At 51.2% G+C, this 25,435-nt stretch carries 21 protein-coding genes; 16 read left to right on the top strand and 5 right to left on the bottom strand.

The features are described from left to right. Positions 1-247 precede the first annotated feature (247 nt). The 10 genes from LKE65_RS04865 to LKE65_RS04820 all read left to right on the top strand — a co-directional run bounded on the left by LKE65_RS04865 (position 248) and on the right by LKE65_RS04820 (position 13,982). Positions 248-1,861 carry a DUF6538 domain-containing protein gene (locus LKE65_RS04865; RefSeq protein ID WP_278740636.1) on the top strand — a complete coding sequence of 538 codons (1,614 nt, stop codon included), beginning with the start codon at positions 248-250 and terminating at the stop codon, positions 1,859-1,861. Positions 1,862-2,155: 294 nt separating this feature from the next. Next, positions 2,156-2,491 carry a MobC family plasmid mobilization relaxosome protein gene (locus LKE65_RS04860; protein WP_253545415.1) on the top strand — a complete coding sequence of 112 codons (336 nt, stop codon included), beginning with the start codon at positions 2,156-2,158 and terminating at the stop codon, positions 2,489-2,491. A gap of 24 nt (positions 2,492-2,515) precedes the next feature. Further along, a complete protein-coding gene (locus tag LKE65_RS04855; protein WP_253545413.1) occupies positions 2,516-4,312 on the top strand; it encodes a hypothetical protein in 1,797 nt (598 codons plus the stop codon). A 200-nt stretch (positions 4,313-4,512) separates the two neighbouring features. Next, positions 4,513-5,109, top strand: coding sequence for a restriction endonuclease subunit S (locus LKE65_RS04850; RefSeq protein WP_253545411.1), 597 nt, complete (start codon positions 4,513-4,515; stop codon positions 5,107-5,109). Between the two features lie 35 nt (positions 5,110-5,144). Continuing rightward, a complete protein-coding gene (locus LKE65_RS04845) occupies positions 5,145-6,671 on the top strand; it encodes a type I restriction-modification system subunit M (RefSeq protein ID WP_253545409.1) in 1,527 nt (508 codons plus the stop codon). After that, positions 6,661-7,824: a restriction endonuclease subunit S gene (locus LKE65_RS04840; protein ID WP_253545407.1), complete on the top strand. Its 1,164-nt coding sequence runs from the start codon at positions 6,661-6,663 to the stop codon at positions 7,822-7,824. The genes LKE65_RS04845 and LKE65_RS04840 overlap by 11 nt, the downstream gene beginning before the upstream one ends. 29 nt (positions 7,825-7,853) lie before the next feature. Next, a complete protein-coding gene (locus tag LKE65_RS04835) occupies positions 7,854-11,150 on the top strand; it encodes a type I restriction endonuclease subunit R (protein WP_253545405.1) in 3,297 nt (1,098 codons plus the stop codon). A 2-nt stretch (positions 11,151-11,152) separates the two neighbouring features. After that, positions 11,153-11,881 carry a M48 family metallopeptidase gene (locus tag LKE65_RS04830; RefSeq protein WP_253545491.1) on the top strand — a complete coding sequence of 243 codons (729 nt, stop codon included), beginning with the start codon at positions 11,153-11,155 and terminating at the stop codon, positions 11,879-11,881. A gap of 354 nt (positions 11,882-12,235) precedes the next feature. Continuing rightward, positions 12,236-13,306, top strand: coding sequence for a ParA family protein (locus LKE65_RS04825; protein ID WP_278740635.1), 1,071 nt, complete (start codon positions 12,236-12,238; stop codon positions 13,304-13,306). A gap of 4 nt (positions 13,307-13,310) precedes the next feature. Continuing rightward, a complete protein-coding gene (locus LKE65_RS04820) occupies positions 13,311-13,982 on the top strand; it encodes a hypothetical protein (RefSeq protein WP_278740634.1) in 672 nt (223 codons plus the stop codon). Between the two features lie 240 nt (positions 13,983-14,222). On the opposite strand, the gene LKE65_RS04815 is transcribed toward LKE65_RS04820, so the two are convergent. Further along, a complete protein-coding gene (locus LKE65_RS04815) occupies positions 14,223-14,516 on the bottom strand; it encodes a type II toxin-antitoxin system RelE family toxin (protein ID WP_253545168.1) in 294 nt (97 codons plus the stop codon). Further along, a complete protein-coding gene (locus LKE65_RS04810; protein ID WP_253545170.1) occupies positions 14,513-14,773 on the bottom strand; it encodes a type II toxin-antitoxin system RelB/DinJ family antitoxin in 261 nt (86 codons plus the stop codon). Before LKE65_RS04810 ends, LKE65_RS04815 begins: the two co-directional genes overlap by 4 nt. A gap of 330 nt (positions 14,774-15,103) precedes the next feature. Between LKE65_RS04810 and LKE65_RS04805 the strand changes: the two genes are divergently transcribed. The 6 genes from LKE65_RS04805 to LKE65_RS04780 all read left to right on the top strand — a co-directional run bounded on the left by LKE65_RS04805 (position 15,104) and on the right by LKE65_RS04780 (position 22,420). After that, complete coding sequence (locus LKE65_RS04805; protein ID WP_341461181.1) at positions 15,104-16,477, top strand: DUF6538 domain-containing protein; 1,374 nt, start codon at positions 15,104-15,106, stop codon at positions 16,475-16,477. A 323-nt stretch (positions 16,478-16,800) separates the two neighbouring features. Beyond that, a complete protein-coding gene (locus tag LKE65_RS04800) occupies positions 16,801-17,730 on the top strand; it encodes a DNA-methyltransferase (protein ID WP_278740632.1) in 930 nt (309 codons plus the stop codon). Beyond that, positions 17,636-18,184, top strand: a complete 549-nt coding sequence (locus LKE65_RS04795; RefSeq protein ID WP_278740631.1) for a hypothetical protein — start codon at positions 17,636-17,638, stop codon at positions 18,182-18,184. The genes LKE65_RS04800 and LKE65_RS04795 overlap by 95 nt, the downstream gene beginning before the upstream one ends. A gap of 315 nt (positions 18,185-18,499) precedes the next feature. Beyond that, the gene (locus LKE65_RS04790) at positions 18,500-20,116 is read left to right on the top strand and encodes a DUF6538 domain-containing protein (RefSeq protein WP_253545172.1); all 1,617 of its coding nucleotides are present in this window, start codon (positions 18,500-18,502) and stop codon (positions 20,114-20,116) included. A gap of 164 nt (positions 20,117-20,280) precedes the next feature. Beyond that, a complete protein-coding gene (locus LKE65_RS04785) occupies positions 20,281-20,670 on the top strand; it encodes a MobC family plasmid mobilization relaxosome protein (RefSeq protein WP_253545174.1) in 390 nt (129 codons plus the stop codon). A gap of 19 nt (positions 20,671-20,689) precedes the next feature. Further along, positions 20,690-22,420 (top strand): hypothetical protein, encoded by a 1,731-nt coding sequence (locus LKE65_RS04780; RefSeq protein ID WP_278740630.1) that lies wholly within the window; start codon positions 20,690-20,692, stop codon positions 22,418-22,420. Between the two features lie 108 nt (positions 22,421-22,528). Here LKE65_RS04780 and LKE65_RS04775 read toward each other — a convergent pair whose 3' ends face one another. The 3 genes from LKE65_RS04775 to LKE65_RS04765 all read right to left on the bottom strand — a co-directional run bounded on the left by LKE65_RS04775 (position 22,529) and on the right by LKE65_RS04765 (position 25,176). Then, positions 22,529-23,635 carry a helix-turn-helix domain-containing protein gene (locus LKE65_RS04775; RefSeq protein ID WP_253545178.1) on the bottom strand — a complete coding sequence of 369 codons (1,107 nt, stop codon included), beginning with the start codon at positions 23,633-23,635 and terminating at the stop codon, positions 22,529-22,531. A 39-nt stretch (positions 23,636-23,674) separates the two neighbouring features. Continuing rightward, a complete protein-coding gene (locus LKE65_RS04770; protein ID WP_253545180.1) occupies positions 23,675-24,286 on the bottom strand; it encodes a hypothetical protein in 612 nt (203 codons plus the stop codon). A gap of 329 nt (positions 24,287-24,615) precedes the next feature. Further along, positions 24,616-25,176: a recombinase family protein gene (locus LKE65_RS04765; RefSeq protein ID WP_253545182.1), complete on the bottom strand. Its 561-nt coding sequence runs from the start codon at positions 25,174-25,176 to the stop codon at positions 24,616-24,618. Between the last annotated feature and the right edge of the window lie 259 nt (positions 25,177-25,435).

The raw sequence follows: 25,435 nt of genomic DNA, 5'->3' as shown, positions 1-25,435 counted from the left end.
TCATATTCCCATCAGAGGCCAGACCAATCCCTCTCTTGACTGCCCCACGGGTTTGCTCCCACAGTGAACCCGCAGTCACCATGTGAAGGATGATTTCATCTGAAATTATCGTTCTGTTTCAATAGGTTGTCTGTCTGGTTGCGACCAAAGAGAGCGGGTTCGAGTCCCGCAGTTCGCACCAATAACTCATTGGTTTCATTGGGTTTTGGGAATTTTGACCTCGCTTTCCCAATTTGGGAAAGTTTACATGCTCAGAAGCATCCCCTCGCGCCGCGATGGACAGACCAGATATCACTTCCGACGGGGCATACCTGCTTCCCTCCAGCCGATCCTGGGGAAGCGCGAAATTTCTCTCGTTCTGCATACGTCTGATAAGCTTGTTGCCCGTGAGCGTGCAGCTTTGCTGTATGCCCGAACAGGACAGCTTTTTCAGGCAGGCAGGATGAAGAACCCCAGCAAGGACGATCTGATCGCTCTGTATCAGAAGATCATCGCAGAGCATGAAGCACTGCGTCAGGTCGAGAAGGAACGCAACGAAGCCGTGCGCAATGCCGAGCGTGCCCGTTTCCTGTTCGAACAGATGGAACTGGTCACCCGCCAGACCGAATTCCTGAACGACGTCACTCCCTCCATGCAGAAGATTGTCACAGGCATACAGGAACTCCGGCACAAGCTTGATAAACAGGATGCCGTGACAGCCGCAGACAAGAAGGGTTTGCGCGATCAGATTGATAACCTCAATCAGCTTGTCGTGGACTGCGCCACCAAAACAGCCAATCTCGCCCCTGCGGCACCAGAGAAGAAGAAGCCCAAAGCGCCAAAGCTGTCACAGATGGCTGAACGCTTTGTCTATGAAGACAAAGCCAAGAGTGCTGGCACGATCAGAGATACGGGCAAGACCGTTCAGCTTTTCATTGAGGCCTTCGGTGATCTTCCAGTGAATCAGATCGACGGGCAGATTGCAGGCGAGTTGCGCGACCTCCTTTTTGGGCTACCGACACTGCACGGCAAGAACCGTAAACCCCTGCCGATCAGAGACGCCGTTGAGCAAGCCGCCGAGTTGGAGCTGGAAACCGTATCCGGCAAGACCGTCAAGAACCACTTTTCGCGCCTGTCCTCCATCTGGACGCATCTTGTCCAACGCGAGATCGTGTCACGCAATCCTTGGGCGAACTGGAAGTTCGACATCACCAAGAAAATCGAACGCAGGGCATGGTCTGACGACGAACTGGCCTTGCTGCTCGGTTCTCCATGGACACGCAAGGTTATCTCCGAGCGCACATATCAGGGGATTATCCAGACAGCGCTTTATACAGGGATGCGTCTGGGTGAACTCTGCAACCTGCGCAACAAGGATGTCGAGTTTATTGACGGTATCCCCTGTTTCCATATTCAGCCTCACACCGAAATTGTGAACGGCAAACAACGCGACTGGTCGCCCAAGACAGCCGCAGGCACACGCATTGTCCCGATACATAGCAAGCTGCTCGAAGCCGATATCATGAGCTTCAAGAACTCGGGGCTTTACTTCTTTGAGGAACTGACGATCGCCCGCAACGGCATTCGTGGCAACGACTTTGCGCAGGCATTTTCCAAATTCAAGCGTGGACTGGAGATACCAGAAGAGGTGACCTTCCACTCTTTCCGCCATCTGGTCTCCACCAAGCTACGCAATCAGAACAACGATATCCGTGAACTCTGGATTGATGCGCTTCTGGGGCATGAAGCAACACACCGCTCGCAGGGCACAACGAACTACATGTCCGGCATTGATGTGAAAAACCTACAACGCGTCGTTGAAGCGCTCAAATATGATCTGTCACCACAGCCCCAATCAGCGCTTCTGATTCCGCTCTCCTAAAAATATTTAGGGCTACCGCTCACACCAGAAAAAGCTCTGTTTTTCCGCTGATAAGCAGCATGCGTTGAGGTGTGGCAGGTCTTTGCGCGCATAAATTCTCCAAAACGAACGGGGCAGATTTCAGGGCGTATCCTCTCAAGACGCGTCACTTATCCGTTCTATGCAAGCGGGTGCGCTAAAATTCTCTGTAGCCGGGAGCCAGCAGTGTCCAATGGCTACCCATTCGGGTGCATCGGACAGCTGGCAAGGGGGAGATATCTCCCCCGTTGACCCCCTCTGATATGGAGAACGATCATGCCTCGTGCGCACCGCCTGTCAGTCAGAACCACGCAAGATGAACTCGAACACTGGAATCAGGCCGCACATCGTGCTGGTTGTCGCACAACAGCATTATGGGTACGTCATCTGCTAACCGAAGCGGGTATCTGTGGTCATGACGGCAAGCAGGTATGCCAGACCCTCAATACCCTACGCGACCAGTTGGCGCGTATTGGCAACAACCTCAACCAGTTGGCCCATAGCGCCAACTGCGGCGATGCCGTGCAGTGTGATGAAACCCTGACAACCATCCAGGACGTCATCGAGCGGGTCGACACGATCCTCGACCACTTCACCATCCGCCGTCTGTAATCCTGGCACCGCGGGAGCTTCGCCATGATTGTCAATGAAATACGCATCAAAACTGCCAGCGGCCATAAAGCGGTCTCCCTGCACGTGCTGTGCGGTGCCAAAAATGAACAGATCCGCGTTCTTCAGGGCGGGGACTTTCTGCTGGCAGACTGGATGCAACAGGCCAGACGCCACAAACTGCGCAACGGCCTCCGCCACATCGCCTTCAATCCCGAACTCCCCATGACTGATCGGGAACTGGAGGCCTTCGCCATACGTCTCTGCATTGAACTGCACGCAAACCCAGAGCAATGCACACTGGTCATCCACGTCAAGAACGGCAAATCCCATGGACACCTCCTGTTACCGGAATGGCAGGGTGACCATGTTCTGAGCAGTCGTTACTCATGGATGCGCCTGGAAAAGATCGCTCGCCTGGAAGAAATCCGGCTCAATCATCCTTTGGTGCCAGGGCGTCATGATGCCGCCATTGCCCGACAACTCCGCAAGGAAGGCCATCTCGACGCGGCCAACAAGGTTGAAGCGCTTATCCCACCTCCAGACGAACCCCTTCCCCGTGCCGCCTATACTTCTCAAGCCCGCAGAATGGCGGAACGGCAGGGGATCGATCTGGTCAGCATGAAGAAAACGGTTTGTGAGCTATGGGAGAGCTGCAACAAGAACCTGGCCATTTTCCGCCACCTGCTGAGCGGACATAACCTGCGCATGCGGGAGGGGGATCGTCAGGACACCCGAACTGGAGCCCATATTATTGAAACAATCGATGGACAACTCATCGGTTCATTTACGCGACTGACAAAACTGCGCATGAAAGAGTTCCGCATATTATTGCAACAGGAACAGTCTTCTTGCCCGCCCCCTTCACGGGAGAGCATCGCTCAGTTCATTATCCCCCAACCATGCACACGTGCTGCTATCGAAAACCGGATTTTGCATAACAAGCCACTTCCGTTTTTTGATCGTCCACGACACTCACGGGTCGTACCGGCTCTTTGTCGCCCGGATGTCCGGAAAAACTACCGCCTGATTATCCGCCAAAAACAGGCCTGTTACGCTGTTCTGAATGCCCACCCCACCTCGGAATGGGGACCATTCGAGCAGCCTGAGGCAGAAGTACAAAGATTATTCCGCGCCGTTGCCAGAACACGCGACAGATACCGGGATATCAAAAGAGAGCTGGAAGAGGCCGCCAGAGAGCAACAGAAAGCCCAGAAATCCTGGCTGGCCACCTTTACCAACAAACGCACAAAAGCCGATGAAAACTACGAACAGCTCACTTTGCAGCTCATGGCCATGATCCAATATCTCTTTGAAATTATCATGCACTGGCTGGGATTACGCTTAAAAGCGCCAACTTTTCCACGTTTTCCAATCCCCACAAAGAGAGAAGCCGCACTTCAGGATTACTGCGACAAGAACAAAGAATTCCGTAAACGGCTGGATGACAAAGAGCAACTCCTCCCCTTGTTGCGGCATTATTGCCAACTGGCACATAAGAAGCATAGTCAGCGTAACAAAGACTGGCATCTGAAGTATTATGCTGAACGTGAAAAAGCGCAGAAGTCTCTTCGGTATCTGGAGACCATCGGCCCAGCCTTTTTCCAGGTACCTCCTCATTTACATGACCGGATTGAAGCCTGCCAACGGAGCAAGGAGTTTGATGCAGCCCTGACCTTGATCACGGACTATAACGAGGGGCGCAAAACGTCTAACCGCTCTTTGGTCATATCTTCCCAGCCTGCCATCACACCTCCAAAGCCTTCGTTGACACCGAGACACGTTATAGCGCTGACTCGTCCCGGTTCCTCATACGGGCCATGACGCATATGCCCAACACCCCCATTCTTCCTGGCTTTTGGAGAGTATGCGTTACCCCACGTCTTGACGAGCCAGAACGCATGCTCACTCTTTAGGGGACTCTGCACGGCAAGATTGGCAGCCCCCTCCATCCACTTTATATGCACCAAAGAGAATGGAAGATAATTCTTGACGGGCAATTTGGGTTTGGCTACCAAGATTGCATGAAGCTAAATGGCGCACATAAAACGACTCTATCAGGCATTGCTGCAATCGCAGCGGGCCACCCGTTCAGAAGCCGCATTGACCCTACTGAAGGGGCTAAGACCGTTGTTGTGCAAATGCGTGATACCACACCTGATGGCGTAAACTGGGCGTCCTGCGTGCGGACTGATGTGTCCGGGCGTCGTGCTCCTGACTGGTTGCAGTCTGGGGATATTCTCTTCCCCGCCCGTGGCAATGTGTCTCACGCCGTTCTGATTGATGAGCGGATTGGCAGCCTTCAGGCTGTTGCTGCTCCTCACTTCTTTCTTCTACGCATCAAAAGCCCAGACGTGCTGCCTGCCTATCTGGCGTGGTGGCTTAACCAGGAACCGGTACAACGCCATCTGGAGCAAAACGCGCAAAGTTCCACCCTTGTGCGCAACATTGCCCGCCCAGTGCTGGAAGCCACGCCGATTGTGGTGCCGCCTCTCCCCCAACAGCAGGAAATTGCTGGTCTGGCTTTTGCCATGCAGCGGGAGGAAGCGCTCCTGCAACGCCTGCGCCAGACCAATCAACACATCATGACCGGGCTTGCCAGAGACCTTCTGGCGGGCTGACACTCCCCTTATGTTTTGAAACAGGATTTGAGTTCGTGACCGAGCAGATTTCACAAGACACCGTCAACAAGGCGCTCTGGAACGCCTGCGATACCTTCCGTGGCACTGTCAGCCCCGATACCTACCGGGATTACGTGCTGACCATGCTGTTCCTGAAATACATCTCCGATGTCTGGCAGGACCATTATGACGGCTACAAAAAGGAGTATGGGGACAATCCGGAGCTGATCGAAGCCATGCTTCAGCAGGAACGCTTCGTTCTGCCAAAAGGTGCTGATTTCTATACCCTCTATAAAGAGCGCAATACCCCCGGCAATGGTGAGCGGATCGACAAGGCCCTGCACGCCATTGAAGAAGCCAACGGCACCAAGCTGAAGGACGCGGGCAAGAGCGTCTTCCAGGACATCAGCTTTAACTCCGACAAGCTGGGTGATGAGAAGCAGAAGAACACCATCCTGCGCCATCTGCTGGAAGATTTTGCCAAACCGGACCTGAACCTGCGCCCCTCCCGCGTTGGCAATCTGGATGTGATCGGCAATGGCTATGAGTACCTCATCAAGCACTTTGCCGCCAGTGGTGGGCAGAAAGCCGGAGAATTCTACACCCCGCCGGAAGTCAGTGAACTGCTGGCCCGTATTCTGAACCCAAAACCGGGTGAGACTATCTGTGACCCCGCCTGCGGCTCGGCCTCCCTGCTTATGAAATGCGGTCGGCAGGTGACACAGAACCACAAGGGCAGCAAGGATTACGCCCTATATGGACAGGAGGCCATTGGTTCCACCTGGTCCTTTGCCAAGATGAACATGTTCCTGCATGGGGAGGACAACCACCGCATTGAATGGGGCGATACCATCCGCAACCCCAAGCTGCTGGATGACAAAAACCACCTGATGCGGTTTGATGTGGTGACGGCAAACCCGCCCTTCAGCCTCGACAAATGGGGGCATGATGAGGCTGAACAGGACGTGCATCACCGCTTTGCCCGTGGTGTGCCGCCCAAGACCAAAGGCGATTACGCCTTTATTCTGCATATGATCAGCACCCTGAAAGACCGCACCGGCCGCATGGGCGTGGTGGTTCCGCATGGCGTGCTGTTCCGGGGCAGTTCGGAAGGCAAAATCCGCCAGAAGCTGATTGAGGAAAACCTGCTGGATGCGGTAATCGGCCTGCCGGAAAAACTGTTCTTCGGCACAGGGATTCCGGCCGCCATCCTGATCTTCCGCAAGGACCGCAAGACGAAGGACGTGCTGTTCATTGATGCCAGCCGCGAGTTCAGGGCGGGCAAGAACCAGAACGTGCTGACCGAAGAGAACATCACGAAGATTGTGGACACCTACCGCGCCCGCAAGGACGTGGACAAATACGCCCACCTCGCCACGCCGGACGAGATCAAAGAGAACGACTACAACCTGAACATTCCGCGTTATGTCGATACGTTCGAGGAAGAAACGGAAATCGACCTGAACGCCGTGCGGGCCGAACGGGCGAAGATCAAGGCAGAACTGGCAAAGCTGGAAGCTCAGATGGACGCTTATCTGAAGGAGTTGGGTTATGCTTCCTGAGGGGTGGAAAAAAGTCAGCCTAACAGATGCCGTTCGTCAAAAGATTTCGTATGGAATTGTTCAGGCTGGCCCCCATGTGGACGGCGGAATTCCATACATCAAAAGTTCGGATGTGAGAGACGATATTTCACTTGCTTCTCTACAGCGCACATCTGCTGAGATTCACGGAAAATACATCAGGTCTTCTGTTCATCCCGGTGACATCGTATTTTCTCTGCGCGGAAATATTGGGGCGACCTGCATTGTTCCATCAGAGATTTCTGAAGCAAACCTTACGCAAGGCACCGCTAGAATTTCATGTAGTCAGAAAGTTTACCCTAACTTTCTGATTCAGGAATTGAGAAGCTCATCCTGTATTCAGCAGGCACTCAATTTAAGTAAGGGCAGCACTTTTAAAGAGATATCATTAGAGTCATTAAGAACACTTAAAATAATCCTCCCCCCCTTCCCTGAACAGAAGAAGATCGCGGCGATCCTCTCGACGTGGGATCGTGCGATTGAGGGAACTGAACAGCTTCTGGCCAACAGCCAGCAGCAGAAAAAAGCCCTCATGCAGCAACTCCTCACAGGCAAAAAACGCCTGCCGGGGTTCACGGGGGAGTGGGAAAGTATTACTCTAAGGGAATTAGAAAAAAAGGGGTTTTTAGAACTCGGTAGAGGCAACGTTATATCTAAGAAAGATATTGACGCTCACCCCGGACAAAACCCCATATATTCGTCATCTGTTAAAAACTGTGGCCTTATGGGAACATACGGGCATTACATGTTCGATGAAGAATTGATTTCTTGGTCGGTAGACGGTGGTGGACATTTTTTCCACCGTAAAAAACATAAATTCTCTATAACAAATGTGTCTGGATACATGCGCGTTAATCAGAAGAATTTGAATTATAAATTTTTATGCTCTCAGCTTCAATTCCTGCATGAGAAACTTCATTTTGATTATCAAACTAAGGCTCACCCAAGTGTTATCCGTGATCTGTATATTTTAAATATTCCCCCTCTCCCTGAACAGAAAGCCATCGCCGCTGTCCTAACCACAGCGGACGAAGAAATCGCAGCGATTGAATCCGACCTTTTGCGCCTGCGTCAGGAGAAGAAAGCCCTGATGCAGCAGCTTCTCACGGGCAAGCGCCGCGTGAAGGTCGATTAAGGCATTTCAGAAACAGGATATTTGAAAACATGGCTCCCGCTCCGAAATTTCAGGAAGAATACAGCGCCAAACTTCCGGCACTGGCCCTGCTCAGCACACTCGGCTGGCAGTTTCTGCCACCATCCGAGGCGCTGGCCTTGCGGAGCGGGAAACAGGATGCCGTGGTGCTGGACACACTCCTGCGGGCGGAGCTGAAAAAACGGCGCTTTACGTTTGAAGGACAGGAGCACAGCCTGTCCGATCAGGGCATTGATGCGCTGGTCTCCCACGTCACGCATCCGGATTTCGTCTCCGGCCTGCGCGATGCCAATGACAAGATGACCACGCATCTGCTGTTCGGCATTGCCATTACCGAGTTCATTAACGGCCGCAAGGCCAACCCGACCATCGCCCTCATCGACTGGCAGAACCCGCAGAACAACAGCTTTACCTTCACTGAAGAATTCAGCGTTCTGCGTACGGATCTGACGCAGACCCGCAGGCCGGACATCGTCTGCTTCGTCAACGGTATTCCATTGGCCGTGATCGAGGCCAAGCGCCCCGATGGTCAGCCGGGCAAAGGCCCGACCGTGGACGCCGGAATTTCCCAAACCCTGCGCAACCAGAGCAAGGATGAAATCCCCCAGCTTTTTGCCTACAGCCAGCTTCTGCTCTCCATCACCGGGCATGACGGGCGCTATGGCACCTGCGGCACGCCCAAGAAGTTCTGGGCCAGTTGGAAGGAAGAAGACATTCCCGAAAGCCGGATGGAGGCGCTCAAGAACACGCCACTCTCGTCGGCCCAGAAAGACGCGCTGTTTGCCGACCGGAAGCCCCCGGCCCGGGACTGGTTCGAGGACTGGGCGTCCCGCCCGCTGCATGTCACGGATCAGGACCGGCTGCTGATCGGCCTACTCTCGCCCCAGCGCCTGTTGGACATGGCGCGGTTCTTCACGCTGGTCGACCGCAAGGCAGGCAAGATCGTCGCGCGCTATCAGCAGGTTTTCGGCATCAAACGCCTGCTGGAACGCATCAAGTCCCGCCGCAGCGATGGCGGGCGTGAAGGCGGCGTGGTCTGGCACACCACGGGGTCGGGCAAGTCCTTTACCATGGTGTTCCTCAGCCGCGCCCTCATTCTGGATGACGACCTCAAGCAGTGCCGCATTCTGGTGGTCACAGACCGCAAGGATCTGGAACGCCAACTCAGCACCACCTTCTCCACCGGCGGCGAACTGGCAGACAAGAAGGACAAGGAAGACGCACTTGCCACCTCAGGCCGCCGTCTGGCGCAGCAGATCGGGCATGGGCAGGAGCGGATCATCTTCTCGCTCATCAACAAGTTCCACACCGCCACCGGCTATCCCGAATGCCATAATGACAGCGCGGACATTATCGTGCTGGTGGATGAAGGGCATCGCAGTCAGGGCGGGGAGAACCATGCCCGCATGAAGCACGCTTTGCCCAATGCTGCCTTCATCGCCTTTACCGGCACACCGCTACTCAAAGGGAGTGAGACCACCAGCCGCTTTGGTAAGATCATCCACTCCTACACCATGCAACAGGCTGTCTCGGACGGGACAGTGACGCCCCTGCTCTATGAAGAACGCAAGCCCGATCTTAACGTGAATGATGAGGCCATTGATGCCTGGTTCGAACGCATCACGCAGGGGCTGACCGAGGAGCAGGTCACGGACCTCAAGAAGCGTTTTGCCCGCGCCAATCAGGTCTACAAGGCCGATGACCGCATCCGGCTCATCGCCATGGATCTGGCGACCCATTTCGACAGCAACATCGACAGCGGCCTCAAGGGCATGCTGGCCTGTGACAGCAAGCTCTCCGCCATCCGCTACAAACGGTATCTGGACGAGGTTGGTCTGTTTGAAAGTGCCATCGTCATGAGCCCGCCCGATACGCGCGAAGGCCATACGGAAGTCGATGAGCGCAAACAGCCCGAGATTCACGACTGGTGGAAGAACAATGTCGGCAGCCAGAGCGAAGACGACTACACGCGCGGCGTCATTGAACGCTTCGAGAAAGATCCGGACCTCAGGCTGATTATCGTGGTCGACAAGCTGCTGACCGGCTTTGATGAACCGAAGAACGCGGTTCTGTATATCGACAAGCCGCTGAAGCAGCACAATCTGCTTCAGGCCATTGCCCGCGTGAACCGGCTGCATGACCAGAAGAAGCATGGATTGCTGATTGATTATCGCGGCATTCTGGCGGAACTGGACACCACGCTGGCCCGCTATGACGAACTGGCGGCCGAAAATGTTGGCGGTTATGACCCGAAGGATATTGCCGGGCTCTATAGCCAGATGAGCACGGAATACCGCGAACTCCCGGCCCTGCATAAAGCGCTCTGGGCCATATTTGAGGGCGTGAAAAACAGAAGCGACCTCCAGCAGCTTCGCGCCGTGCTGATGCCCCGCATGGTGGAGGAGCACGGCCAGATGGTGGACGTGAACCTCAAGCGCCGGGATGATTTCTATGAGGCACTAACGAAGTTTGCCGCCTGCCTGAAAGTGGCGCTGCAATCCGTGGCATTTTTTGAAGACACCAGCTTCACGGAAAAGGACCGCGCCACCTACAAGGAAACGCTGAAGCAACTGACCAGCCTGCGCCAGATGGTGATGCAGGATACGGGTGAGACGGTCGATTTCGACCAGTATGCCGAGCAGGTAAAGAAGCTGCTGGACCGGCATGTGGCGGGCGTTAAGGTTCATGAGTCCGACGGGTTGTATGCGGTCGGCAAGATGGGCAAGAAACCGGACGACAACCAGCCGGAGAACTGGAGCGAGGAAAAGACCCGTAACGAAACAGATCTGATCCGCACCCGTGTGACAAAAATGATCGACCATGAGATGCAGGACGACCCTTACGCCAAGGAAGCGTTCTCGGCCCTGCTACGCAAAGTGATTGAGAAAGCGGAGAACCTGTTTGACCATCCCCTAAAGCAGTTCATGCTGTTTGAAGAATTTGAGGAGCAGGTTGCGCAACGCAAACTCAAAGACATTCCCTCTGTATTTGAGGGACATCGCCATGCACAAGCCTATTACGGTGTGTTTCTCAAAACGCTCGCAGCAACTTTCAACTACGGACAGACGGATGATGCACCACAGTGCTGGATTGATCTGGCGTTTGAGATCGACAGGATTGTGGACAAAGCCGTGCGGGAGAACTCTCTGAGCCGCCCGGATATGGAAAAGGCCGTGCGCAAGGAGTTGCTGGGGCTCCTGTTTACCACAGGCAAACACGCAGGCTTTGGCGTGGACAAGGCACAGGAGATTATAGAGCAGGTCATTCAGATCATGCGGGCCGGACCTGCCGACACGCTTCGCAGTTGACCATGAGCGAACGAGTTTTAACCTATGGTGGCGAGCATATCCGGGTGAGTTTGCTCACCCGCTCCCGCCCTGGCACGACACTGCGCATCAAGGTGCATCCGGACCTCACAGTGCAGGCCGTTGTGCCAGACGGCACATCAGATGCCGATCTGGATCGGGCACTCCAGCAAAAAACCCGTTGGATATGGCAGAAGCTGAGAGACTTCCGCTTAATTCAGGAACACGCCACGCCACGCGAATATGTCAGCGGGGAAAGCCATTTCTACCTGGGACGACGGCATTTGCTAAAAGTCCATCATCAGCCCGATACGCCAGAAACCGTGCGTATGTTACGCGGACGGCTGGAGGTCGCTATACAGGAACGCCATGCCCTACGTATTCAGAAGCTTCTGGAACTATGGTATTTTGCACGGGCACAAAACGTGTTCCAGGCCCGTTTAGCGGCACTCCTCCCTTCTGCCTTGTGGGTCACCACGTCCCCCACTCTCAAACTTCAGGTCATGCGGACCCAATGGGGAAATTGTTCACCGGGCGGTACCATCACGCTCAACCCACATCTGGTAAAAGCCCCACGGGACTGTATTGACTACGTTATCTTACACGAACTGTGCCACTTAAAAGAACATAACCATGGACCAGAATTCTGGTCTCTTCTGGAAAGAGTCATGCCAGACTGGGTACGCCATAAGACAAAGCTAGACACAATGGCAGAACTGATGTTGCAAAAATAGATAACTTGGTCCGTTACGGGGGGGTAAGCTGAATGTCCGCTGATAGAAGCGGCAAGCAAGAAGTGGCCATTCATGTACATGATGCGTGGGCGAAACATGCGCCCATGATAGCCATTCTTGGGGATCGGCCGTAATCCCGAAAGTATCCACTCAGGTAGCCCAACCCGGCGGCTACCTCGTAGCGCAGATACTCTCTGTGCTCGTTGAACAACTGGGAACAAGCCCGAAAGTCACAATTCGCCGACAGGATTGTCGGATGGATGGTGCACACTTGCAGTAAGACAGCATCACTATTAAATTACATAATATCCATTTGAGGCGACGTTAACCCTAACGGAAATATGGTAACCATAAGTGAAAATTCTTACCCTCTATAATCATAAAGGTGGCGTCTCAAAAACGACGTCTACATTTAACTTGGCCTCCCGTCTAGCAGACGAAGGTTATCGCGTTCTGATGGTTGATGCTGATCCGCAATGTAATCTTACCGAAATTGCTCTCGCTCCAACGATTGCGACGATGGACATACGTGCAGAGGCAGCGCCAACCTCAGCCGAAATTCCAGATCTGCCTGGTTCCAGCGTTTTAGATGCACTAAATCAACGCATACAAGGCGAAGCCGCATTTATTGACTTGTCAAAAGTTAAAACGACAAAAATAACTCAAAATCTTTGGCTTCTCCGAGGGTCGGTTGACCTTAGCTCAATTGAGGATGACTTAGCGGAAGCGCACGTTCAGCGTCAGTCGACGAGGACGAATTTGATGCGCACCTATGTTGCTATTGGGGATTTATTAACGCGGTTGGCGGCAAAGGAGAAGTACGAGTATATATTTGTTGATGTTGGCCCGAGTTCCGGCGCGTTGACGCGCGCTTTCTTTCTTGTCTGCGACGCTTTTTTTATTCCCGTGGCCCCGGATCGTTTTAATGTCCAAGCAATCAGTACGCTAGCAAAAATTCTTGATAGATGGATGTCCGATCATGCAATGATCAAATCCCAATATGAAGAATTGGGGCTTCCTGTACGCCCAGGAACACCAGCATTTCTTGGCGCAATCGTTCAAGCGTTCAAATTGTATGGCGGAAAGCCCAAACCAGGCTATAAGCTTTGGATGGGACGCTTGCCACGACAAATTGAAGCTTCGTTGAAGCCAATCATGCAAAAATACGGTAAGAACAAGAAGCTTTTTTTGCCTACAACGCCCAACCCTATTGCAATAGAAGTTCCCGACTTTAATCAATTGGCTCCATTGATGCAGGAGGTTGGCAAAGCGGTATTTAACATTACACAAAAAGATACGGCTAAACTGAGCCCCAATGGAACGACTTGGAAAGGTGGAACTTGGATCGACGCAGAAGATCGAATGGAAAAATACAGGGAACTTTTTGACAATCTAATTAAAATTATCAAAGCATGGGATCGATAACTCCATGCCGGTAGAACTCAAGCAGCATTATGTCGCTTTTTTAGACATCCTCGGGTTTTCTGAAATGGTCAATTCAGACAGTCACGGAGATGATCAAGAAAATCTATCAAAACTATACAAGTGTCATCAGTCTCTATCCCAGATTTTCAGCGGCCATGCAGACTGCACCATAACACAATTTTCAGATAGTGTTGTCATTGCGAAGCCATTTGACGTTGAACATTTCACGTGGTTCGTGGAGAAAGTTGCTGATTATCAACGAATGCTGCTGGACGAGCATTTGCTCTGCCGAGGTGGGATTGCAGTAAATAAACATTACTCGGTAAATTCATTTACTTTCAGTGCCGGCCTTATTGCAGCTTATCATGTCGAAAGTAAGTTAGCACGTTATCCCCGAGTAGTTGTCTCTCCCGATGTAATTAACTTGGTCTATCCTGATTTAAGAAAAATACCATCAGCCGTTATACAAGAAGATGATGGTCTCTTCTTTGTTAATTATCTTGGTTTGACCCGCCGAAAACGTCCTACGAAATTAAAGACTTCTGTGAAAATAGTCATTGATTCTTTGGTTGCGAACAACGAACCCTCTGTTAGAGAGAAGGGACGGTGGCTTGCATCCTATGCAGACGCAATTTTAAAAACGTCGCATAGTAAACCGCGCTTCGTCGTTAAATAACATTACAATGCTCAGTGTTGTGCCGTTTAGGTTAGGCATCGGTATTTGAACCTCACCTTAATTGCCGTCACTGATTCCCCGTGTCCGCTTTTTCTCGTATTCAAATCAAAACAGACCTCTCCATTTCGTTAAACTCGATCAAAATACACTTTGCTGCTAATGTCCGCTGCGTGGAAGGCTGCTCATCGGCATGTATGTCCGCAACGAGGCGCAAACTGACTTCGCACCAGACCACTAAGCTCATCCTGTCCGTTTCGCAGCCAATTCGTAGATCTCATTATCAGCTCTTCGGCCTACGGCGATCACATAGATAACGATCCGTTCATCGATGACTTGATAAACAAGGCGATAGCCATCTTTGAGAAGCTTGATTTTGTAAAACCCCGATAAGTCACGATGGAGTACGTTCCCAGGAGAGTGAGGGTTCCAAATCAGCTTTTCCAGTTTCTTTTCAAATTTCTTACGGATGCTGCCATCAAGAGCATCCCATTCTCTGAGCGCCCTATCGTCAAATTCAAGCTCATACTCTTTCATTCACGATGACGGTTCTTAAGCTCTGCAAAACTCATACGATGCTTCTGGGTTGGATTTTTAAGACGTTCACGCACAATCTCAATGAGTTGCGCATCTTCGTCCGTGACCAGCTTGCGCTTAACGGGAGAGCGACCCGTTTCGGCTATATACGCAAGAGTATCCCGCAGAGCATCAGAAAGTGAGATGCCTTGAGCTGACAACCTCTTAACGGCAGCCGCTTTGAGTGCTTCATCTACCCGGAATGTAACGGCCGACATCGAAAAGCCTCCTCATTTGCATTACGTTTGTATCACACATATTCATACAGATAAAGAAATTAGCCGCGAGGCAAGCACCCTACTACGCATGTTTTGTGCGCCACCTCATGTCATACCTCCATGCCCAATACGCATTTGCTATCCCAAAACGCCTACGACACAATTCCAGATAACAACGAAAGTGAGCGTTAAAGCTGCATTCTTGAATCTCGTTCCGGTTCGAGTCCCGCAGTTCGCACCACAGACACCTGAAATAGCACGATTTTTCGGCTGAATAAGGGGCAAAGGCTGTCTTTGCTCCATCGTCCTTCCCCACCAAGGGAAGATTTTATGCTCCGAGTTAGAGGCACTACCTACCACTTTCGCCGTATCGTTCCCCCTACCCTACGAGCAGCCTTAAACCGGCGGGAAATCTGGGTTTCTTTGAAAACCGGCTATCAGAACGAAGCCCGCAAACGCGCTTCTCTGCTTCATGCCAGAACCACAGAACTGTTCATGCAAGCCCATTCTGTGCTGGCTGAACCGGATGCTTTCAGCAGGCTTGAGGGACTGCGGGTTTCACTACGGGATTTGCAGAGCGTGAGCCTGCTTTCATCTGCTCAGGAAACGGGGTCCATGCCGGTTCCAGCACCGATGCCAAAACCCCGGACAGTGAAGAAAACGGCCAAAGCACCAAAAGCGGCTCCCTTAATGCTCTCCGGTGCGCTGAAACGCTTCGTGCTGGACAGTCCCCATGCCAGTGCTGACACCAAGAAAGCGACCCAGCGGGCGGTAGAGCTATTTTTACAAACTTTTGGCGATGCCCCTGTGTCCATCATAGGGGGCGAGAAGGCCGGAGCCTTCCGTGACCTCCTGTTTTCACTGCCTGCATCGCTGGGCAAACGTAAAAGCAGTCTTACCCTCGAAGAAGAAGCACAGCGAGCCAAAGAAGGAGGTTTACCAACCTTGAGTGGCAAGAGTGTGAAAAACCATATGATGCGTCTCTCTGCCCTCTGGAACCAGCTACACCAGCGGGAACTGGTCACACGGAACCCATGGACGGGCTGGAATTTTGAAAGCGGACAGAAAACCATCAGGAGAAGCTGGACGACCAAGGAACTGGCTTTGCTGGCTTCTGCCTCATGGCATAGCACTTCTGTGCCGGAACAAACTTTCCGACTGGTCACCCTCATTGCAGCTTATAGCGGAATGCGATTGGGCGAAATCTGCACCTTGAGGAAAGAAGACCTCCAGAGCATTGACGGCATCCCCTGTTTTCTTATCAGACCCCATAGCGAAACCGGCTGGGCACCGAAAACAGAAGCAGGCAACCGTATTGTGCCAATGCATTCAAAACTCATTGAAGCTGGTGTGCTGGCTCTTAAGGATACCACAGACGGCCCATACCTCATCCCCGGCTTGGAGACTTCAAAACAGGGCATCAGGGGCGCAGCACTGGGACGGGCGTTCTCTTTGCTCAAGACCCGTATCGGCCTGCCAGCGGAAATCACATTTCATTCGTTCCGGCATACCGTTTCCACACAACTCAGAAACGCCCATACAGATATCCGGGAGGTCTGGATTGACCGCCTGTTAGGTCATGAAGCAACACACAAAAGTCAGGGCACAACCACTTACCTGACAGGCATTTCAACAGCCAATTTACTGCAAACCATAGAGGCAATAAGTTACCCGGAAACAGCCTTTGCAAACATGACGATTTAAAAGGGAGCCAGCAGTGTCGAATGGCTACCCATTTGACATCTGGCAAGGGGGAGTGACCTCCCCCGTTGACCCCCTCGTAATTCATAGTTGATTATACTTAAAATTTACCAGTATTCCCGATGAGCTAAAAATTTCATTGACAAGATACTCATGAGCGTACTAGCGAGAATCACAGGTTCTTACAAAGGGAATTTTCTAGTGTTAAGGACATTGAGCACTTGCTCTTGTTCGCCAAATGTTCCATTAAGCAACATGATTCAAGCTTACGCTGAGAATCGGCTTAATCAATAGTTAAGTCACAAGCACCTAAGGGTAACAGTTTCATGACGCATCTCACCGATCGAGACACCATATCAGCCTGTTTTCCGCGCAACGTCACGCATGTAGGAAAGCAGACCATAGTGCATGGAAGTTGCCTCAAACAAATTAAACGTCTCCCTGACGCCTCCGTTGATGTAATTATCACATCTCCCCCTTACAATATTGGAATAGCTTACCGATCCTACGATGATACAATGCCGCGAAAAGAATATTTGAAGTGGCTATCACGTCTCAGCAAACAACTTAGTCGCGTCCTTAAGGAAGACGGTTCATTTTTCCTAAATGTCGGAAGTACAAGCTCTGACCCTTGGATTGCCCTTGAAGTGGCCTCTTCTTTTCGGAATGATTTTATTTTACAAAATAATATCATATGGACAAAGTCAATTAGCATTGACGAGCAAAGCTTTGGTCACTTTAAACCTATTAACAGCGCCAGATACTTAAATAATAACTATGAAAATATTTTCCATTTTTCAAAAACCGGGAAAACCATTATAGATCGTCTGGCTGTGGGCGTTCCCTTTAAGGATAAGACCAATATTTCTCGTTGGGGGCATACGCTTGATAAGCGTTGCGCTGGCAATGTTTGGCATATCCCATATAAAACCGTGTCTTCTAAAACACAAAAGTTTAATCATCCTGCCAGCTTTCCAGAGGAGCTCCCCATGCGGTGCATGAAACTTCATGGAGGAGAAGATCTTGTTGTTCTCGACCCATTCCTAGGATCTGGCACAACTCTTGTCGCTGCAGAAAAATTGGGACACCATGGTATCGGCTTTGAAATAGACGATAGCTACGTAGAAACCAGCGTGGCACGCGTTGAAGGACACCTAGAAGATGAAAAAGCTGCCACTTACAGTAGTAAAAACTCAACTGTCTTTAAAAGAAATCAGCATAGCGCTGAAGATATCCGAGAAGGATGCATTAGATAAATTTACTGATGCTCGGATAACATCATGGTTCGCTGAAATTTGGGGAGAACGGTTATTTAGCTATAGAAAGCATATAAATAGCAATCATCCGGGTTCCGATGCCGCTCTGGATCTTGGCGCATTAGGCCAATTCGAAATAAGTGTACGTTGTTTTAACAAAGGTACTATTAAATTTCAGAAATCCAAACACATCGGTTCCGGTCGTAGCGCCTCTCTTGAAGATTTAGAAGAAGCACTCGAAAGTGTAGAACGTGTCGTAATTGTGGATTTAAGAAAGTTTCCCAAACTATCCTTCTATCCTATTGATTCAAAATCTCTTCTTAAGTTACTCCACAAAAACAAACTTACCACTTCGGGCATTTCGCCAACTCGTTTCGACACTTGGATTCAAGAAACATTTGATATAACTGTACAAGAAATCGATCTAACCCCCGAAACAGCCGCCATGTATTAGATTATTTATACAAAAATACCGTCCCCTATCAAATAAGAACGGTTTAAAAAGACACGATATCTATAATTTCCTACATTTTTCCCTTGACTGCCCCACTCCCCTGCTCCCACAGTGAACCCGCAGTCACCATATGAAGGATGATTTCATCTGAAATTATCGTTCTGTTTCAATGGGTTATATGACAGGTCGCGACCAAGAAGAGCGGGTTCGAGTCCCGCAGTTCGCACCACTAACCCCTTGAAATATAACAGTAAAATGAGAATTTGACGGGTCTGCGGGATTTTCCCGTTTGTCTTCCCATTATGGGAACTCGTCATGCTCCGACTCATAGGGTCACATTACCACTTCCGTCGCGCGGTTCCTCAGGCCGTGCAAGCCTGCCTCGGCAGAACCGAAATCTCCCTTTCCCTGCAAACTCAGAGTAAGCTCATTGCGCGAGAACGGGCGGCTGCCCTCTATGCAGCCACGGGCACACTGTTTGAAAGGGCAAGGATGATGGACGAGAAGCCTGACACCGATCTGATGAAAGACCTGCTGGCCGTTCAGGCCCAGATGATCCGGGATCAGGAAGAGACGCTCGCCCTGGCCGAAGAGTGCCATGCCCTTGACCGCAAAATTCGCGACGCCACCCATAACATGGCCCTACTCGAAAGAATTCAGAGCGAAAACGCCTTCCTCGATGAAAGCTCAAGAAAAATACGCGAAATCGGTCAGCGCTTTGACAGTCTGCGTCAGCAGCTCACCACCGGCGTTGCCCTGAGCAAACAGGAAAAGAAAATGCTCAGGGCGGAAGCCGACCGCCTGTCTGGCATGATCGTTGATATCCAGAGCCGTCAGCCTGCCCATATTGCCCAACCGGTGCCACAGACAATGGCCCCACCTGCACCGGAAGAGCGCAAACCCGCCCCGAAAATTTCATCACCTCTTCTTTCAACCATGGCGGAACGCTTTATCTATTCCGACAAAGCAAAGAGTGCCGACACCATAAAAGCCACCCAGAAGACTATCGATCTGTTTATTGAAGCTTTTGGCGACATGCCCGTGCGACAGATTACCGGCAACGTGGCGGGAGAGTTTTTTGACCTGCTCTCTTCCCTGCCCACAACACATGGGAAGGGCAAGACTGTTCTCCCGTTACGTGTTGTCATTGCACAGGCTCAGGAACGAGGTCTGGAAACGGTTGGCGGGAAAACCGTCAAAAACCATTTTTCCCGACTATCCGCATTATGGGGTCATCTGGTCAAACGCGACTTTGCCGACAAGAATCCATGGGCTGGTTGGGACTTCAATGTCACCAAAAAGATTGTCCGCCGGGGATGGACTGACGATGAACTGGCTTTGCTCGCCCGCACTCAGTGGTCGGGAACGGCTGTCTCTCACCGGACATGGACTGGCATTATCAGCATCGGCATGTTCACAGGTATGCGGTTAGGCGAAATCTGCAATTTACGCAGACAGGATATTGAGGTGATCGACGGAGTACCCTGCTTCCATGTCCGCCCTCACCCCGAAGATGGCTGGTCACCCAAAACGTCAGCGGGCACCCGTATCATTCCCATTCATTCCAGTCTGCTCAGAATGGAGGGGCTGAATCTAGTTGAGGACAATGGTGAAAAATATCTGTTCCCGGACCTGACCGTTTCTACTTCTGGTGAACGGGGCGATAACTTTGCCCGATCCTTCTCAAAGCACAAAAAACGGCTTGGTCTGCCAGAGGCTGTGACCTTCCATTCTTTCCGGCACACCGTCTCGACAAAGCTTCGAAACCAGGAAGCGCACATTCGGGAACTGTGGATCGACACTGTTCTGGGACATGAAGCATCCCATAAATCACAGGGCACGATGAACTACACGAGCGGGATTGAGGCCGCCAATTTGAAACAAGTCATTGAAGCCCTGAGCTATCCGCCCGAGTGCATCATGCCATTCTGAACGGTTCATATCGTCGATCTTGTTTTCATAAAAAGAAAGTTCGGAAATCAGGCATCTGAATAGGTTACCCTTACAGGGAGCCAGCAGTGCTGAATGGCTACCCATCCAGCATCTGGCAAGGGGGAATACTTCCCCCGTTGACCCCCTTTAAGGAGAACCCTGTTATGCCGATTGCCCGGGCTTCCCGCCTCTCTGTGAGAGCCAGTCCTGCCGAACTGGACCGCTGGAACCATATCGCCAACGCTCATGGCCATGCCACAACCGCCCACTGGATACGCTCCCTCCTGACCAGTGCGGAACTGGCCAGGCATGATGGGCCACGCGTTCCCGATGAACTACGCGGGATACGTCATCAGCTTTCCCGTGTTGGAAACAACCTCAACCAGCTTGCCCACTCTGCCAACTGTGGCGATACCGTGCATTGCGGGGCTGTGCTGGACGAGGTTGAAAAACTGATCCAGCATCTTGATGGCCTTCTCCCCCGCTCACGGAGACACCGCTCTGACAGGTCTGCCCGTCGCAGGTGCGACAGGTCAGTACCTACCCTGCACTGACTGTTCGTGGTCATGCCCCGTGATCGTCAAGGAAAGCAGAATTAAAACGCACGGTGGCGCGGGTGCTTTGTCCCGCCATATGCTGCATGGTGCGAAGAATGAAGCCATCCGGATACTGGCGGGTTCAGACTGGCTCATGCGTGATGCTATGCGCGAAGCCAGACGTGAGGGGCTGACCTATGGCCTGCGTCATATCGCCTTCAATCCTGCGGAACCGATGACGGATAACCAACTGGCAGATTTTGCCAGACGGATTTGTCACGAATTCCATGGAGACCCGGAGCATATGACTCTGGTCATCCATCAGAAAGATGGCAGCACCCATGGCCACCTGATCCTGCCTGAATGGCAGCAGGATCATATTTTAGACAGCCGTTTTAGCTGGATACGGCTGGAGAAACTGGCAAGGCTGGAAGAAATCAGGTTGGGCCATGCTCTCATCGCCGGGCGCCATAACCGCTCGATTGCCAAAGCTTTACGACAGGACGGCAAAGTCCATGAAGCAGAATTGATCGCAGCCCTTGCTCCAGCACAACCAGCAGACATGCCCCGTGCCGCCTATACCTCACAGGCCCACCGCACAGCGGAAAGACAGGGACTTGACCTGCCCAAACTCAAACAGCTTGTTGCCTCTCTTTGGAGACACTCTGACGGATTAAAGTCTTTCCGTGCAGCACTGACAGAGCATGGTCTGACCATGCGCGAAGGGGATCGAAAGGAGACCCGACCGGGTGCTCATATCATTGAAACCAGCGATGGAACGCTGATTGGCAGTTTTACCCGGCTGACAAAAGTGCGCATGGCGGAATTCCGAAAGCTTCTGGCAAAAGAACAATCAGCAGAACACGAAAAGTCGAAACTGGATATCAGAAGCTCCCGTGTTCCTGTGCGCATGACATCAGAGAATGACCAGACTGGAATATTCTCCGCCCCCGACGCCTCACCTGCCCCCAACAGGAGTCCAAAACGTATCCGCCTACCACGCAGGAATAAAGCGATTGGCGCACTCAGGCGCAGGCAGATGGAGGATGTGGACAGGCCAGCCACCGTGCCACACATTCCTCCGAAACCACTGTATCCGCTGATCCTCAGCGCGGAAGAAGCCCGTATCCGCCACCGGATCAGGCAGGCCATTCAGGAGCAGCAGGCTATCCTTGACCAGAGAGCGCCAGAAGAGGACTGGGCACCATTAAAGAGGGAAGAAATGCTCGCAAAATGGCGAAAAGCCCTCACCCCCTACCAGAAGCAACTGCGGAGCAGCTTTACTCGTTATCGTCGTGCCAAAAAAGAATGGGAACAGGCGGAAGAAAGCCGCTGGCAACGCATGACCGGACGAGCCGGGAAACTGGCAAAAGTCTGCCAGCAGCTTTTGCTCAAATTTCTGGAAGTCCTGCGGTTTGTTGTACAGGCGTTGCTGCATATTGTCGGGTTGCGCTCAACACCGCCAGAACCTGTCCGGTCTATCCTGACAGAACAGGATAGACCTGTCCTTGAAGAATTCAGGAAACAGTATGATGCCGAATTTTCCGCCATGGCTGGTCCGGAAAAACTCGAACCATGGCTCCAGCATCGTTTTGACAGACTGGTGCAGGCGAGAACAAACCGTATCAGACAATGGGACAAAGCCCACCAATCTGAAAAAGGACAGGCAAAGCGAGAAATCTCGCGCCTTCGTTCAAAACTTGTCATTCCAAAAGGAATAGCAGGAAATATGCCTGCCACTCCATCGCAACCAAGTATGGGACATTAACACTCACTGCCTCCACGACATACAGGCTGCTTATGCACAAACACACAATATTCAAGAATTTTGATTTTTTTATTATTCTTTAATGGTAAAGGCCAAAAAAATCATCTTTTAAAACAAGTTGACAACATTATTCGCAACCGAATGCGCCTTACTCATAGGTACCGGAAAGCCTGTTACTAGTTTAAACATTTCGTTTTTCAATCCAGTACTGACGGCTAATCTAGCAACGGAACCGCTCTGATGATTTTCCAATACATTGAGCGCGTTCTCGAGCAACTCTGGTTCTTCACGCTGAATGTAATCATCATGGCGCTCCTTCTTGCTTTGTCCTGTTTTACGTAGATGAATGTAAGCACGTTTGTACTGATCGGCTCCGATAAGCTGTAAATCGTATGCTCGATGAATGATTGCACTCAAAGAAACTTTCCAGCGCAACTTCATAACTTCCAGATTTTGCCAGTTAAGATACCTTGAACGTGGGAACTCACGTACAAAAACTGACCTAGGTATTAACAATGCGCCAGCAAACCTATGAGCTTGGCTTTCCGTTTCACGGTCTCCAGTCTGCACTCCTTGGTGCATAACCAAATGCCCAATTTCGTGCGCAATATCAAACCGCAGACGGCAAGCTGCTGGTTTAGCTTCACTACGACAGATCAATGGCCGCTTGCGATCCATTGAAAGAGCATCCACACGCTCAGATACGCCCTCAAAATGACTGACAATCGCACCACAATTTTCAGCCACACGTATAATGTTGGTGATAGGGCCAGTAAGCCCTAATCCCCACTCTATACGACACTGCTCAGCTGCGCGTTCAATATCTTCCGCACTCTGAACGGGAATATTGGGGAACGAGACAGGCGGCAGGCTAAGCATTGTATCAAGTCGATCGATCACCATTCCAAGAACTGTCCCGCGCGCCAGAGCCTGACTTTTCACCATCTGAGGCGTCGTAGCTTGCTTCCGAAAATGACACTGTTCCGGCACCAATGGTGCCAGATCAGTAAGTCTGAAGAAACGTGACAACACACCTGTAGCGTCAGCCAAAGCTTCTTCCATTTCCTGATTAGGAAGCTTCGCTCCGGATTCCAGTTGATGCATATATTGCCGTGTTACTCCTACCTTTTCCCCCATTTCATCCAATGAAAAACAATTTGCTAAACGCGCTATGCGCAACTGACCGCCAGAGAATGGTTTCTCAGAGCGTTGCATAACACCTGACCCTCATGAAAAAGTGCTTTCAAACCGTGTTTAAGAGGCATCATCCTGTTTCTTCTCTTCGCCAGGGATGCCAACAGGAGCAGGTGGTATATCCACACCTTCCGACTTGGCAATATCTTCCAAAACAACCGGAATACTGACTGCGCCTTCTTTATACGGGATAATCCAGTGTTGTACCACCGCCTCTCCACGAAAACAGACCAAATAAATGTTGTCAGCATATCCCTCCACGTCTGTATCTACAGCGATACGGAAAATGACATCCTCATCTTCTTCAGGGAATAAAAAAGATTCCTGCAAAACCTCAGAATGCGTGCGCCGTAATGTCCTGCGGTTAGGCTTGTCAGGTTCGCCTCTATAAAACCTTACTGTTGCAGCACCGATTTTAAATACAAAATGAAGGCTTGCATCTTCTATGGAAAGCCAATCTTCCTTCTCGGAAAGAGTTGCGATTTCTTTCAGACTACACGTGAATCCTCTGGAGCCTAACGTCCAACCAATATCCCCAATTTCGGGATTATGATGAATAACAGCATTTGCACGTGCCTGAGCAATTGCTTGCGCAAGCATGACTAGCCGCCCTTCTGTAAGATCAGGATGATAATCTTGAGGAGTTTTTCGTTCCATACCCATGCCCGCCATCGCGCATTTCCATTCTACACGTTAATCTGGGCATTATAGAAAATTTGTCAACCTGAATCTTTTTTGTAAACCACACCGCTCAGTTACTGACAAACCAGCAAAAGGAAACACTTACCCTTGCGTTATTTATGTCTGTTTTCGGAAATATAAATTATTGCAATGAATTTCTAAGATGAAGACGAAAGTCGATATGAAATGATCATAGCCCAACGCAACCATCACGCTTCCCGCAACGTTTCGTGTCCGAAAAACGGTCGTTTCTGGAAGCTTGTCAAGCTGCCTCGAACAGACGACGTCGCTACTGTCCCTAAAACCTGCTTTTTGGCACGCTATACCCCGCACTGAACCGTGCGCCAGACCGTGCTCCGACTGACCCGAAAAATTTTTGCAATTTCTGCCAGTGATCTCCCGGCCTGCTTCAATTCACAGGCATGCTTTTTTTGACGGGACGTCAGGATAGGGCACCTCCCCAATCGTTTTCCAGCCTGACGCGCGGCTTCCAAGCCCGCTCGCGTCCGCTCCCGGATAATCTCCCGCTCAAACTGGGCAAAGCCTGCAAGGATGGTCAAAAACAACTGACCATTAGGCGTGCCAGTCTCAATCCCAATATTCAATATTCGCACACGAACGCCGCTCTCTGCAAGGCTCCTGACCAATCCCATGACATCGACGGTATCACGTCCAAGCCGATCCAGACGTGCCACTACCATACTATCCCCCTGCCCTAGCCGGTTCAGTAGACCAGAAAGTCCAGGACGCTCTACCGCAGGAATCCGACCTGAAACAGTATCAGTGATGATCTCCTCAAGTCCCTCCCGCCTCAACTCAAGAAGCTGAGGATCATGACTCTGTTCATCCGTTGAAATACGAGCGTAACCATAACGCGCCATCGTTTGTGTCTCCTTATGTAAACGGGACACGTTTTTGAGACGCCATTTTACTCTGTTTGTGCTTCGAAAGCCTTTTGTCCCAAAAACGACGGATTGTGGAACACCAGTATTTTTTATTCCGTATCCACAGAGTTAATACATCAATTGGAGTTATCATCTTGATAGACTGACAGCACGCTCGACCATCTGGTCTACAATCATGAATATTTAATATAATTCCGCGCCGTAACAACAATGTTTCTGTAAATTTTTGGCGCAA

This window comes from Acetobacter fabarum, from assembly GCF_022483405.1.
In the GTDB taxonomy this organism is placed as follows: Bacteria; Pseudomonadota; Alphaproteobacteria; order Acetobacterales; family Acetobacteraceae; genus Acetobacter; species Acetobacter fabarum.
The sequence above is the reverse complement of the archived record's forward strand: the minus strand, read 5'-3'. Positions and strand labels throughout refer to the sequence as shown.